Raw genomic sequence first — 13217 nt, forward strand, 5'->3', positions numbered from 1 at the left:
GATTAAAAGTCAGTTGCTCTACCAGCTGAGCTACGGGCTCACTAAACACGAGACGTCTATTGGTGGGTGCATAGGGATTCGAACCCTAGACCGGCTGATTAAGAGTCAGCTGCTCTACCAACTGAGCTATACACCCAAAACGTTTCCCGCCGAAGCGATGGCGGGTGTATATAAAGCCTTTTGCGAGAGCGCAAGGCCCTACGTGCAACTTTTCGAAAATGTCTTGTGTAAAGTAAACTTATCCCAGACTAACCTATGCAAATCTACGAATTTTCGCAGCATAAACACAATTCAGAAGTGCGAAATGCAAAAAAACACCGCAAATTTCACAAGACTGCCCTCTTATCAATTAGTCCAACGCAAATTTTTCATCAAACAACCAACTGCGGGCCACCCCAGCTCTCCTTAGCAGTCAGAGGCGTGCACTGCAGCTAAAGTGGCCTCGCCCGCATCGCACTGCAAAATCCCGTATTTCTGCGGGTTCACTCAAGTGCAACAATTGCGCCTGGAAAAGCCAATACAAACAGAGCGAGTAGGACTTTCCGCCACGCAACTTCTGCAAAGCACGCTGACTATTGCAGATAACTCAAGGAAACGAGAGGTCTTTGCGGCGCAACATTAAGAAGAAGCCACTTGACGCTTTTACGTATCTAAGCCTAATCTCACCCCGAATTTCAGAGTTTACCTGAGCGATTCAATGGTGAAGCGCGGTAATCTCTTACACGGTTGGAATTATGTTAAGGGAGAGTGGAGCCCTGAGGCTCCCAATACCAGAATGCAAACTTCAATTCTTCTTATCGTGGTGGGACGCGCGTCGCCGGAGTGAGCTAGCTCACTCGGAACGGTTAGACGCGCACAAGGAGCCAAACGGCTCCTTTTTTTATGGCTAATTCGCAGTGATGTTTAAAAGAACATCCCTGCAAAACAAACAGTCGGATTGATTGCACATCCTTCAATCAGGCAAAACGAGCAGATACAGGCAACAAGGACTTGATGATGCAACGGGAGATGACAGGCGCTGAAATGGTTCTCCAGGCGCTGAAGGACAACGGGGTGGAACATGTATTTGGATACCCTGGTGGTGCAGTTCTACCCATTTATGATGAGCTGATCCAGCAGGATGCGATCCAGCACATCCTTGTCCGTCACGAGCAAGGCGCAGGCCATGCTGCTGAAGGCTATGCACGCTCTACCGGAAAAGCCGGCATTGCTCTGGTGACCTCTGGTCCGGGCGCAACCAACATGGTGACTGCCCTGACAGACGCCATGCTCGATTCCATCCCTATGGTCTGCATCACTGGTCAGGTCCCAACCAACCTTGTTGGGTCAGATGCGTTCCAGGAATGCGACACCGTTGGCATCACCCGCCCGTGCACCAAGCACAATTGGTTGGTGAAGGACGTTGATGATCTGCCTCGCATTCTCCATGAAGCATTTTATGTTGCACAGTCTGGTCGTCCAGGCCCTGTTGTTGTCGATATTCCAAAGGATGTTCAGTTTGCGACCGGCACCTATGAAGGCCCGCAGGCAAACCCGAGCAACCACAAAAGCTATCGCCCGCAGCTGAAAGGCGACATGACTGCCATTCGCGCAGCTGTTGAGCTGATGTCAAAAGCCAAACGCCCTGTGTTCTATACAGGCGGCGGCGTCATCAACTCCGGCGCAGCTGCAAGCCAGCTGCTGCGTGAACTGGTGGACCAGACAGGCTTTCCGATCACATCCACCCTGATGGGTCTGGGCGCTTATCCGGCATCCGGTGAGCAGTGGCTCGGCATGTTGGGCATGCACGGCACCTATGAAGCCAACATGGCTATGCACGATTGTGATCTGATGATCTGTATCGGTGCACGCTTTGATGACCGCATCACGGGCCGCCTGGATGCATTCTCACCGAACTCCACCAAGATCCACGTGGATATCGATCCATCCTCCATCAACAAGATCGTTCATGTTGACCTGCCGATTGTTGGCGATGTGGCTCACGTTCTGGAAGACATGGTTCGCATCTGGCGCGCCTCCAGCTTCCGCTCTCAGCCAGAGCTGAAGGAATGGCAGACACAGATCGCCAAGTGGCGCGCACGCGATTGCTTGTCTTACCGCCACAGCGATGATGTCATCATGCCTCAGTACGCGTTGCAGCGTCTGAACGCAGCCGTCAAAGGTCGCAAGGACGTTTACATCTCCACCGAGGTTGGACAGCACCAGATGTGGGCGGCACAGTACCTTGGCTTTGAATCGCCAAACCATTGGCTGACCTCAGGTGGCTTCGGCACAATGGGCTATGGCCTCCCAGCAGCCATTGGCGCACAGGTTGCTCATCCAGATGGGCTGTGCATCAACGTTGCAGGCGATGCCTCCATCCTGATGAATATTCAGGAAATGTCGACAGCCGTTCAGCACGGTCTGGCACCTAAAACGTTCATCATGAACAACTCCTACATGGGCATGGTTCGCCAGTGGCAGCAGCTGCTGCATGGCAACCGCCTCTCGCACTCCTACACGGACAGCCTGCCTGATTTCGTAAAACTGGCAGAAGCCTACGGAGGCAAAGGCATTCGTGTCACCAAACCGGGTGAACTGGATGACGCCATTCAGGAAATGATTGAGACACCTGGACCGGTTCTGTTTGATTGCTGCATCGCTCAGCTGACCAACTGCTTCCCAATGATCCCATCAGGCAAAGCGCACAACGAAATGTTGCTGCCAGATGAAGCAACTGATGAAGCCGTTGCAAACGCCATCGACACCGCTGGCAAGTCATTGGTATAGGTAAGCTGGGAGAAGCATTATGAACGCACAGAAAACAGACGCTCTATCGGCCTATTTCCTAGCCGAAACCAGCGATGTCCTCGAAACACATACCCTATCTATCATTGTAGACAACGAACCTGGTGTTCTTGCCCGCGTGATTGGCCTGTACTCTGGCCGTGGCTACAACATTGACAGTCTCAGCGTTTCTGAAACGGAACACGAGAAACACGTTTCCCGTATCACGATCGTGACCACAGGTACTCCTCAGATCATCGAGCAGATCCGTCACCAGCTGGATCGCCTTGTACCGGTGCATATCGTCCGGGATCTGACCGTTGCAGCACGCAACTCCAACCAGGAAAAGCCGCTTGAGCGAGAGCTGGCACTGATCAAGGTGCGTGGTGAAGGCGAGAAACGCCTGGAAGCCCTGCGCCTGTCAGAAGCTTTCAGGGCAACCGTCATTGATGCAACCATTGATCACTTCGTTTTCGAGATCACAGGTCGCACCAATAAAATCGATCAGTTCATCGAAATCCTGACACCACTCGGTCTTGTTGAGGTTTCACGTACAGGCGTTGCCGCACTTTCACGCGGTTCTCAAGGTCTCAAAGACTTGCAGGATGAAATTTAACAGTTAGAGGACAATTTTGTCCTATTGATATTGAGCGGCGTCTTTTGCAAGTCTGTGAAGACGCCGTTTTATTTTGATAATCTAGAGCGTATCCCCGACAGGTGGGAACCGGTTTTTCGGGTAAGGATGCGTGAAGAACAAAAAGTCAGAGCACAACGCACAAAAGCGACATGCTCTGTCTCAAAAAAGAGTATGCCCCATGAAGACGCCTAGCCGCTTATCCGTCAACGTAAACGCTGTAGCAGTTCTGCGAAATCGCCGCGACGTTCCATGGCCAAGCGTTACGCATCTGGCAGCCCTCGCTCTCAATGCAGGAGCCAAAGGCATCACCGTGCACCCTCGCCCGGATGAGCGCCATATTCGCCGCACCGATGTTGAAGATATCTCCAAGATGCTGCGCGAAGAGCTGCATGGCAAAGAGCTGTGCCTTGAAGGCTACCCGGATGAGCGCTTCATGGAACTGGTGAAAGAAACCCGCCCGACACAGGTTCTGTTTGTCCCGGACGATCCATCCCAGCAAACCTCAGACCACGGCTGGGACTTCTCCCAAAACATGGACCTCCTGAAAGACGTGATCGCCACGGCAAAGGCCTGGGGCGTCCGCACTTCCCTGTTCGTAGACCCGGACCCAAGCCAGCCAGCTCTTGCAGCTGAAGCAGGCGCTGAGCGTATCGAGATCTACACGGGCCCTTACGGTGCCTGTCATTCTGACAAGGAAGTAGAAAAGGTCGAGCTGGAAAAAGTCGTTGCAACCGCAGAAGCTGCAAAGGCAGCAGGTCTTCTGGTTAATGCAGGCCACGATCTCACCGTTGAAAACCTGCCAGCCCTGATTGAGCGCGTACCGTACATCTCAGAGGTCTCCATTGGCCACGGCTTCACCGCCGATGCCTTGGAACACGGTTTCACCCAAAGCGTCCGCCGCTTCCGCCACGCTCTCGGCGAGCCTGTAGAGCTATAAGAGCCACCGAGTTTAAGAAAAAGCCTGCTGTGATCCATTACAGCAGGCTTTTTTGTAGGCCACTACAGAGCTCAAACCCCTTCAAAATACCGCAGAAACTCGAAGCTGGTGATGTCTTTCTCAATCCACGCTTTGAACGCCTTCAACTCATTCTCCCGGCTACGCGCATACTGATCCGCCAGCGACGCACCCAACGCCTCCTTCACAAAATCACTTTCCCGGAAGAGTTCCAACGACGCTTCCAGGGACCGAGGCAGCTTCTCCAAGGTTTCATCCTTGCCCGGATCACCAATCAGCATTGCTGGTGGCTCTTCTCCTTTGCTCAGCCCCAGCAGCCCAGCGGAGGCAATCAACGGCACAATAATATGCGGATGGGTATCAGCTCCCGAACACCGATGCTCCAAACGGATCGCTTGCGGATCAGGACTGGAAATAACGCGCACCGCGCTCACCCGATGCTCGTCTCCCCAACACACTTCTTCAGGACACCCGGTAAATCGCGAAAGTCGCCGGTACGAGTTGATCGTAGGCCGGAACGCCAGATGAGACGCCTGCATCTGCGCCAGAAGCCCCGCCACAAAGAACCTCCCCCGCTCACTCAACACCGCCTCCCGATCATAGAACACATTGTGCCCTATCTCGTCGTAGAGGCTGATGTGCACATGGGTTCCGCACGCAGAATCCTGCCCCATCGGCTGATAACGCGCCATAAAAGTCGCAATCAGATTATGCTCCCGGCAAAGCTCTTTCAGGTGATGACGTGCCCGCACTGCATTGTCAGCAGCCTGCAACGGCGAGGTTGGCGACAAGGCAACCTCATACATGCCCCAACCAATCTCACTCTCCATTGAGGAAACCCCAATGCCAAGCGAGTCCATACGCGCACGAAACGCTTCCATCAGGTCCATGTAGTCCGGATCACGGTTGACTGAGTCATATTGCAAGGAATGACCAAACGGCTTGAGCTTGTGGTGGTGTCCCGCTTCAACCAATGCCCGGTCAAAATGAAAGATCCCTAGCTCAAACTCCAACCCAATCTTCATGGTGAGTTTCAGCTCGGCAAGCTTTTCTTCCAGCATCTCCAGCGGACGCCGCAAATCCAATGAAAAACGCGCACCATTCCGCTCATGACAATTCAGCAGAACCTCCGAGACCTCGGGTCGCCACCCCAGCTGAAACAGTGTGTTGCCATCTGCCAGACTGTGCAAATTGCCAAAGCCGGTGTGATACCAGACGTGCGGAGACTCGTAGATCTGCTCACCAGCAGGCTGCCCGTCTCCGTGAGGAATAAGATAGAGCGAGGAGTTGGTGGAACAGCCCTTCTCCAACCCATCAAGAGGCTGAAGCCGGCACCGCAAAAGCCCGTTCATATCTGGCACCTGCGTGATCACCGAATGTACGCCCCGCTGCCTCAATTGCGCGATTTGCTTGGCCAGCCCTTCCTTTGAGGCGGCTTGTTGTTCCCAAAATGTCGTCATGCCTGATCCACTCCAAGATGTACAAAGCACCTTAAAGTCAACGCTGATTGCAAAGCATGGAAGAATTTGGCGACCTTTAAACTAAATCTCGCATCCGCATAAGTTGCAAGTAAATCCTCAAGACTACCTAAGCAGTGTAACTGGTACACAGGCGCCTCGACACGAATTATCGACAAAAACCACATCAAGCCTATGAAATGATGAAAATAAGTGCCTCCATACCCACCGTGCAGATCAGCAACACTCGTAGAGATAACTAATAGTTTATTTCCAGAAAATTGTAAGGATACGGATTTCTGCTAGGTTGGACATTCCCTAAGGACACCCCATCAAGAATAATAGAAACATGCGCTCTTTATACCTCCTGGCTATCCCCATGGCTCTTGCCGCACATCCCCTAAGTGCACAAGAAGCCAACCACCAAACAGAAGCTCCACGAGAGCTTAACGCAGGCGGTTTTGTCGGCGTCAACGTTGGTCGCTCTTTCTTTGAGGCTGATCAGATCGACACGAAAGATCAGGAACCAAACACCCTTGGCTTCTATGGATCTTACGCTCTGCCACTCTTCCAGCAGTTCAGCCTGCAGGTAGATGGAGATCTCGAATACTACCAGTTCGACACCAAGGACGGTGACAACACCCTCCGCGACGGTCTGGGAGCAGTCCACTTCGCTTACAAAGACCCACAGCAAGGCTTGTTCGGTGTCTTCGGTGGCGGCGGTGTAACCGTTGACGGCGGAGACGACACCTCCACCAAAACCTTCCAGTTCATCGGCGTTGAAGGCCAGTATTACCTTCAGGACATCACCCTGTTCAGTCAGGCTGGCTTCCTTGATGGTGATGACGACCAGAACGAGACCATCGACAACGGCCTGTTTGCCCGTGGTGGCGCAAGCTACTACTTCACACCAAACACCAAGTTGACCGGCTCTCTGTCTTACGTCAGTGGTGATCGCTACAATCACCCGAACCCGCGCGAAGCACGCAACGGTGAAGTGAACATCTTCAGCTGGGGTGCCGAGTTCAAGCAAAGCTTCACTGCTCTGCCAGTTGGTCTCAGCGCTTCCTACAATGGTCATGACTTCCAGATCAAAGGTGATGAATCCGACGAACCGGTCATTCATGAGTTCCGTTTTGGTGCATTCTTCCAGTTCGGCACCACAACATTGCAGGAAAACGACCGCACAGCAGCAGGCTCTGATCTGCCACAGCTGAAACGTTGGATTTCCCTCTCAACCAACGAAGTCGACTAAGCCTTTGAGATAAGGCTGGGCTATGTAGTAATACGCTATTACCCGCTCAGCCTCTTCCCTTGCTACGTTTCCCTCGCAGCCACATCTGGGAGGGAAACATGTCTGCCAAAAAAGTGCTTATGATCACCGGTGACTTCACCGAGGATTACGAAACCATGGTGCCGTTTCAGACCTTAGGCGCCGTTGGTCATGATGTTCACGCCGTTTGTCCGGATAAAAAGGCAGGCGATACAGTCGCAACATCCATCCATGACTTTGAAGGTGACCAGACCTACACCGAAAAACGCGGTCACAACTTCACACTCAACGCCAGTTTTGACGCCATCAACCCGGCAGATTATGACGCACTCGTCATTCCCGGTGGCCGTGCACCAGAATATCTGCGCCTGAACCCAGCCGTTCTGGACATGGTGCGTCACTTCTTCAAAGAGAACAAACCGGTCGCAGCCATCTGCCACGGTGCTCAGCTTCTCTCTGCTGCTGACGTGTTAGAGGGTAGAACCTGCTCTGCCTATCCGGCCTGCGCACCAGAGGTCACCATGTCCGGCGGCAAGTTCGCTGACATCGACGTGGCTGAGGCAGTCACTGATGGCAACCTTGTAACAGCGCCAGCATGGCCTGCTCATCCAGCATGGCTCAAGCAGTTCCTTGCTCTGCTGAACCAGCCTGCTTATGCTTAAGAAGCAGCACTAGACAATTGCGGAGGGGACCATGTGCGAGCTTTTCATCAAAGCAGATACTGACCTGTGGGAGAGTACAACACGCTCCCTTCGCATTGACCGTATGGTCACCAGCGTGCGGTTGGAAACTTACTTCTGGACCATCCTTGAAGAGATCGCTAAGCGTGACGACATGTCCGTTGGCCAGCTTCTGACACGTCTGCACAATGAATCCATCGAAGCAGGACATGACCTGGGCAACTTCACCAGCTTCCTGCGTGTATGTTGCCTCCGCTATCTCTCGTTACAGGTGACAGAGGATATCCCAAAGGACAAATCCGTCCCGATCAGCACTCTCAATGCCCCTCAGTTGCTGAAGAACGAACGCGCCTATCGGGCACAAACACGCGCCATAGAAAACGCAAGTTAGGCTCCCCTCACCTTCTTCAGCGAGAGAAGCCAATCAACTGCTACGCAAAGACAAAGTCTTCAGCGCTCAGGCTATGAGTGAACAACCACCCCGTATCCACCTCCAGCACATCATTGCCGTAGGATATGGTGATCCATCCTCCCAGCACAGTCTCATCGATATCCAGCTCTGAAAAAGAGCTCACACCAGCTGCGGAAAGATCAATGGTGTCCTCGCCAACGTCGAAGTCATCAATCACATCCTTCACACCATCATCCGCAAAGCAAAACGTGTCGGCACCATCTCCCCCAACAAGGAAGTCACGGCCCGCACCATCCCGCAGAACGTCGTTGCCGTCACCGCCTTCCAGAATATCATCTCCGGAACCACCAAGTAGCCGATCATTGCCGTCTTCCCCGCGCAGATGATCATCACCCGCAAACCCTTCCAGGGCATCATCACCATCATTCCCGCGCAGCAGGTCATTGGAGGTTGATCCGAGGATGTAGGCATCCTGTCCATGGTGACCAGTTGGGTCCAGCAGAATTGGAAGATCTTCAACCCACGTATCATCACGCTTCTGATCAGAAAGCCCGGAGATAATCACCACACTGTCCCGATTCATCTCGCTATAGAACTCGGAGGCGTTGATCGCATTGAATGCCGTGCTGTAGTTGAAAGGCAGATGCGCCGACCAGCTCGGCAGGTTGAGCAAACCACCCCCATCCCAAAACAGCGGTGTATCATACCAATCGTTGAAAATGACGATATTGCTGGTGTCGTAGCCGTAGTCCGTATCGTTACCAGTCAAATCCAGACCATCAGAGGAGATGGTCGAGGGCACGGGATCATTTTCCAGATCAAAGCTGAAAAGCTCAGCCCCGCTATCTAGAACAGCCGCACCATCCTCCGGCGTATAATGGCTGGCAAACGCCATGTAGTTGGCATCCACAAAGAAGCCATCCAGCCAGTCATTGCTGCGCTCTGCCATGTTGGCAACAGCACCGCCACCCAGCGAATGGCCTGTCACAACCAGATCACTGCCATCCAGACCATGCCCAACCATGAAATCCTTCAGCGCAGCAAGCAGCCCGCCAAACGCCTCTTCCACGTAATGAGGTTCATCCTTGAAGAATTCAAGATAGTCGATCACGTCCCCAATTGTGTCGGTGACGATGTTATCCAACGTCCCCGTCGTTCCGCGAAACGCCAGGGCCACCTGCGTAATGTTGCCGTGATCATCATACTTAGCCAGCACGTCTGCCTGAGCATCTTTGAACTTGAACGTTTCTCCCTGAAACGTCCCATTGTGATCAACGATAGCACCGTCATACCCAAGATCGGCAGCAGAAAGGACCGTCCATCCCTTCTCCTCAATCCTGTCTCGTGCCGCTTGTTCACTCTCCCCGCTCAGCAACCCAGCCTGATCTTCAGTTCCCCAAAGCGTTCCGACCAGTGTTCCCAGTGAAAATCCATTGGCTTGATACGCACTCCCAAGCGCATCATCCAGCCCGTGATAACTATAAAGCATCAGGTCCAAAGCATCAGACATGAGCTGTCGCGCGTCATTCCCTTTATACTCAAATAAAGACATCATCCCTCCCGAATGCAAAGCAACTACATCCTGAAGGAAAACGCTGATCTCACAATAATCAATACCAGTACTATGAATTCCATATTTCAAATATTTGAAATGCGGATGGATGTTCATCCGGCAAGCAACAGATAACCTAACCAACGCCTATGAAACTATTAGATTATAGCTGGAAGTTCTTGCTACAAGGACAAATTCATTCAGCTCATCTAAATCCCAACTCCCTTTCAAATTTCTCTTGTATATTAGTTTATTAGAATATATTAATATTATAAATTAGAGAGATCGGAGGGCAATCAATTGGATCTTCTCAGGCAAAACGTTTGGTCCCCCTACCTGGCGGGCATAATCATTGGGCTCCTGCAAATCCCGGCTTTCTTGCTGGTTGATACCGCACTGGGAGCATCATCCTCTTTCGTCACCGGCACTGGCTTCATCTTCTCGCTCTTTGATTCCAGCATCACGGAGATCAAGTATTTTGCCAAGTACATGTCCAAGGACAAGTACTTCTGGCAAAGTGCGTTGGTCATCGGCATCGCTTTAGGGGCGCTGATCTCCTACAAAGCAAGTGGTCGCAAAGCCAGCTTCTCATCCGCCAGCTGGAAGACCATTGGCGCCAGCTCGGCACCAATTGCCCGCCTCCTGCAAGGTTTCATCGGCGGTTTCGTTCTGCTGGTTGGCGCCCGCATCGCAGGCGGCTGCACATCAGGCCACGGCATCTCAGGTCTTGCTCAGCTTGGCGTTGGCTCCAGCGTTGCTGTTGCAGCCATGTTCGCAGGTGGCATCGTCACCGCCAATCTTCTTTACAAACGCGCATCCTAAGGAGAGGTCATATGGAAATTTTCTGGCTTGTTATCCTCGGCCTCACCATGGGCATCATCTTCGGTGTCGCGCTGGAGAAGTCTCGCGTCATGGAACCCGGCGTGCTCATCGGTCAGTTCCTCTTCAAAGACTACACCATGCTTAAAATGTTCCTCGCAGCAACAGCAACTGGTCTGGTCGTCCTCTCTGGCCTGACCGCACTCGGCATTGCTGAGCTGCACCCGAAAAGCTTTGTTGTTGGCAACATCATCGTCGGCGGCACCATCCTCGGCGCAGGCATAGCCATCGCAGGCGCATGCCCCGGTACAGTCTTCGCCCAGATTGGCCGCGGCTACAAAGACGCATGGCTCACCATCATCGGCGGCATCATGGGTGCAGCGTTTTATGGCTACAACAAATCCCTCATTGACGGCGTGTTGGACATGGGCAGCCTTGGCAAGATCACCTACGCAGATCTGTTCCCATCCCTGCCTTTCTGGATGCTCGGTCTCATCACCGCTGCTGCCCTCGTCGTGGTCATGATTGCGCTGGAAATGTATCGCCCATGGAAAGTGGATCGTGGCATGGATCAGAACAACGATGCATCTGCCAGCTCAAATGCTGCACATGCATAATTTAAGAGCCCCCAACTGAACTGACTTTGGTTCAGATCAGTAATGCCCCGAAGGAGCACAGACCTTCGGGGCATTTTTTTGCGCGAATGAGAAAGGATCAAACCAAACTCACCCTAAGACACCTAATTTTGTTGCGCTCACTCTGCATTTTCCCTCACTTTCCTGTTGCATCCATTTCGATTCTACGGCATAATCGAACCGTACCGTACGGTACAGAAAATCAAACAAGCCAAACCGCTGGAATTAGAACCGCATATGTCCACTGAGCCAGAACAACCAGACTTTACAGACCGCCAGCGCGCGGTTCTGGACAAAGCCCTGGAGCTGCTGGTGGAAGGCGGCGAAAAAGCGCTGACAACAGCCGCTATCGCTCGTGCTGCGGGATGCTCGAAAGAGAGCCTCTACAAGTGGTTTGGAGATCGCGATGGATTGCTTGCTGCAATCGTTACCCGTCAGGCCTCTAAGGTTATTCCGGGTGCTGATCCAGCTGCAAACATGAGCGAAGACGGCCTGCGCGCCGCATTAGAAGAATTTGCCAGAAACCTGCTGGAGACCATCTCCGGCGACGTTTCTCTGGCCCTGAACAGACTTGCCATCGGGCAAGCCAGCAAATCTGAAACCGGTCTTGGCGCCATCCTCGAAAAGAGTGGCCGCGCCCGCATTGGCAGACAGACCACAGCTTTGCTGGAAAAAGGATGCACACTTGGCTACCTGCACTGCGAAGATCCGCAGGAAGCCTACAGCACACTCTACGGGCTGGTCGTCCGCGATCAGCACATCCGCATGCTTCTGGGCGGCACCGCACAGGCATCGGCAAAAGACTTGGAACTGGCTGCTCAAACAGCAGTCAAACAGTTCATACAGCTCTACGGAGCGCAGAATTAAAGCGCATCCCCGAAAAGTGGAAACAGCTTTTCAGGGATACGCAAACCAAAAAATAGACCATACGTGCTTTGGGAAAGGCACGGGCGAAACAAAGGGTAGTACCATGCGCGTATATTATGACCGCGATTGCGATTTGAACCTGCTCAAGGGCAAAAACATCACCATCATCGGCTACGGTTCACAGGGTCGTGCACATGCAATGAACCTGAAGGACAGCGGCGTTGCAGGCATCACCATCGCTCTGCGCGAAGGTTCCACAACACGCCTGAAAGCTGAAGCAGACGGCTTCACCTGTAAAACTGTTGCAGAAGCTGCAAAAGACGCCGACCTGATGATGATGGCAACTCCTGATGAGCTGCAGGCAGACATCTGGAAAGAAGAAATCGCAGCCAACATCCGTGACGGCGCTGCAATCGCTTTCGCACACGGCCTAAACGTTCACTTCGGCCTGATCGAGCCTAAGTCCACCATCGACGTTCTCATGGTTGCACCAAAAGGCCCAGGCCACACCGTTCGCGGCGAATACCAGAAAGGCGGCGGTGTACCTTGTCTGATCGCTGTTCACCAGGACGCAACAGGCAACGCAAAAGACCTCGGTCTGGCATACGCATCCGGTGTTGGTGGCGGCCGTTCCGGCATCATCGAAACCTCCTTCCGCGAAGAGTGTGAGACCGATCTGTTCGGTGAGCAGGCAGTTCTCTGCGGTGGTCTGGTTGAGCTGATCCGCGCTGGCTTTGAAACTCTGACTGAAGCTGGTTACGCACCAGAAATGGCATACTTCGAGTGTCTGCATGAAGTGAAGCTCATCGTAGACCTGATCTACGAAGGTGGCATCGCCAACATGAACTACTCCATCTCCAACACCGCTGAGTGGGGTGAGTACCAGACTGGCCCACGCATCGTGACTTCCGAGACCAAAGCAGAAATGAAGCGCGTACTGGAAGAAATCCAGAACGGTACCTTCACCTCTGAGTGGATCCAGGAATACAAGGCTGGTGGCGCGAAATTCAAAGCAACACGCCGCCTGAACGACGAGCACCCAATTGAAGAAGTTGGCGCAAAGCTCCGCGAAATGATGCCTTGGATCTCCGCTGGCCAGCTGGTCGACAAAGCGAAGAACTAATCTGATCCTCATCGCAGGATACGCATAAAACAAAATCAGAG

General features: G+C 52.9%; 12 protein-coding genes and 1 tRNA gene. 10 read left to right on the plus strand and 3 right to left on the minus strand.

Annotation, left to right across the window (positions count from 1 at the left end; all coding sequences use genetic code 11):
• Positions 1–60: 60 nt before the first annotated feature.
• Positions 61–136: transfer RNA gene (locus PsWM33_RS20435), tRNA-Lys, on the minus strand.
• Between the two features lie 860 nt (positions 137–996).
• Here PsWM33_RS20435 and PsWM33_RS20440 point away from each other — a divergent pair.
• The 3 genes from PsWM33_RS20440 to PsWM33_RS20450 all read left to right on the plus strand — a co-directional run bounded on the left by PsWM33_RS20440 (position 997) and on the right by PsWM33_RS20450 (position 4340).
• Positions 997–2769: an acetolactate synthase 3 large subunit gene (locus PsWM33_RS20440; protein ID WP_063301520.1), complete on the plus strand. Its 1773-nt coding sequence runs from the start codon at positions 997–999 to the stop codon at positions 2767–2769.
• Between the two features lie 19 nt (positions 2770–2788).
• Positions 2789–3382, plus strand: a complete 594-nt coding sequence (ilvN, locus tag PsWM33_RS20445) for an acetolactate synthase small subunit (RefSeq protein WP_057465780.1) — start codon at positions 2789–2791, stop codon at positions 3380–3382.
• A gap of 199 nt (positions 3383–3581) precedes the next feature.
• Positions 3582–4340, plus strand: a complete 759-nt coding sequence (locus PsWM33_RS20450) for a pyridoxine 5'-phosphate synthase (protein WP_057465779.1) — start codon at positions 3582–3584, stop codon at positions 4338–4340.
• Between the two features lie 71 nt (positions 4341–4411).
• Here PsWM33_RS20450 and PsWM33_RS20455 read toward each other — a convergent pair whose 3' ends face one another.
• Positions 4412–5818: a glutamine synthetase family protein gene (locus PsWM33_RS20455; RefSeq protein ID WP_057465778.1), complete on the minus strand. Its 1407-nt coding sequence runs from the start codon at positions 5816–5818 to the stop codon at positions 4412–4414.
• Positions 5819–6194: 376 nt separating this feature from the next.
• On the opposite strand from PsWM33_RS20455, the gene PsWM33_RS20460 reads away from it, so the two are divergent.
• The 3 genes from PsWM33_RS20460 (at position 6195) to PsWM33_RS20470 (ending at position 8159) form a co-directional block, all read left to right on the plus strand.
• Positions 6195–7070: a hypothetical protein gene (locus PsWM33_RS20460; RefSeq protein WP_208980686.1), complete on the plus strand. Its 876-nt coding sequence runs from the start codon at positions 6195–6197 to the stop codon at positions 7068–7070.
• A gap of 98 nt (positions 7071–7168) precedes the next feature.
• On the plus strand, positions 7169–7750 hold the full coding sequence (locus tag PsWM33_RS20465) for a DJ-1/PfpI family protein (RefSeq protein ID WP_063301468.1): 582 nt from the start codon (positions 7169–7171) through the stop codon (positions 7748–7750).
• Between the two features lie 31 nt (positions 7751–7781).
• Positions 7782–8159, plus strand: coding sequence for a ribbon-helix-helix domain-containing protein (locus PsWM33_RS20470; protein ID WP_063289897.1), 378 nt, complete (start codon positions 7782–7784; stop codon positions 8157–8159).
• 40 nt (positions 8160–8199) lie between these two features.
• On the opposite strand, the gene PsWM33_RS20475 is transcribed toward PsWM33_RS20470, so the two are convergent.
• Positions 8200–9732, minus strand: coding sequence for a hypothetical protein (locus PsWM33_RS20475; protein WP_208994672.1), 1533 nt, complete (start codon positions 9730–9732; stop codon positions 8200–8202).
• Between the two features lie 300 nt (positions 9733–10032).
• Here PsWM33_RS20475 and PsWM33_RS20480 point away from each other — a divergent pair, with 300 nt between their 5' ends.
• The 4 genes from PsWM33_RS20480 to ilvC all read left to right on the plus strand — a co-directional run bounded on the left by PsWM33_RS20480 (position 10033) and on the right by ilvC (position 13176).
• Entirely contained in the window at positions 10033–10554 is a 522-nt protein-coding gene (locus PsWM33_RS20480) for a YeeE/YedE thiosulfate transporter family protein (protein ID WP_063301470.1), read from the plus strand.
• Positions 10555–10565: 11 nt separating this feature from the next.
• Positions 10566–11168 (plus strand): YeeE/YedE thiosulfate transporter family protein, encoded by a 603-nt coding sequence (locus tag PsWM33_RS20485; RefSeq protein ID WP_063301471.1) that lies wholly within the window; start codon positions 10566–10568, stop codon positions 11166–11168.
• Between the two features lie 255 nt (positions 11169–11423).
• The gene (locus tag PsWM33_RS20490) at positions 11424–12053 is read left to right on the plus strand and encodes a TetR/AcrR family transcriptional regulator (RefSeq protein WP_057465771.1); all 630 of its coding nucleotides are present in this window, start codon (positions 11424–11426) and stop codon (positions 12051–12053) included.
• A 103-nt stretch (positions 12054–12156) separates the two neighbouring features.
• Positions 12157–13176, plus strand: a complete 1020-nt coding sequence (ilvC, locus tag PsWM33_RS20495) for a ketol-acid reductoisomerase (RefSeq protein ID WP_063301472.1) — start codon at positions 12157–12159, stop codon at positions 13174–13176.
• Positions 13177–13217 lie beyond the last annotated feature (41 nt).

The organism is Pseudovibrio sp. WM33 (assembly GCF_001623165.1).
Classification (GTDB): Bacteria; Pseudomonadota; Alphaproteobacteria; order Rhizobiales; family Stappiaceae; genus Pseudovibrio.

Excerpts from the sequence above, each read along its gene's own strand:
- PsWM33_RS20490 (WP_057465771.1), top strand. The coding sequence starts at position 11,424 with ATGTCCACTGAGCCAGAACAACCAGACTTTACAGACCGCCAGCGCGCG.
- PsWM33_RS20460 (WP_208980686.1), top strand. The coding sequence starts at position 6,195 with ATGGCTCTTGCCGCACATCCCCTAAGTGCACAAGAAGCCAACCACCAA.
- PsWM33_RS20475 (WP_208994672.1), bottom strand. The coding sequence starts at position 9,732 with ATGTCTTTATTTGAGTATAAAGGGAATGACGCGCGACAGCTCATGTCT.
- PsWM33_RS20470 (WP_063289897.1), top strand. The coding sequence starts at position 7,782 with ATGTGCGAGCTTTTCATCAAAGCAGATACTGACCTGTGGGAGAGTACA.
- PsWM33_RS20455 (WP_057465778.1), bottom strand. The coding sequence starts at position 5,818 with ATGACGACATTTTGGGAACAACAAGCCGCCTCAAAGGAAGGGCTGGCC.
- PsWM33_RS20465 (WP_063301468.1), top strand. The coding sequence starts at position 7,169 with ATGTCTGCCAAAAAAGTGCTTATGATCACCGGTGACTTCACCGAGGAT.
- ilvN (WP_057465780.1), top strand. The coding sequence starts at position 2,789 with ATGAACGCACAGAAAACAGACGCTCTATCGGCCTATTTCCTAGCCGAA.
- ilvC (WP_063301472.1), top strand. The coding sequence starts at position 12,157 with ATGCGCGTATATTATGACCGCGATTGCGATTTGAACCTGCTCAAGGGC.
- PsWM33_RS20440 (WP_063301520.1), top strand. The coding sequence starts at position 997 with ATGCAACGGGAGATGACAGGCGCTGAAATGGTTCTCCAGGCGCTGAAG.
- PsWM33_RS20450 (WP_057465779.1), top strand. The coding sequence starts at position 3,582 with ATGAAGACGCCTAGCCGCTTATCCGTCAACGTAAACGCTGTAGCAGTT.
- PsWM33_RS20485 (WP_063301471.1), top strand. The coding sequence starts at position 10,566 with ATGGAAATTTTCTGGCTTGTTATCCTCGGCCTCACCATGGGCATCATC.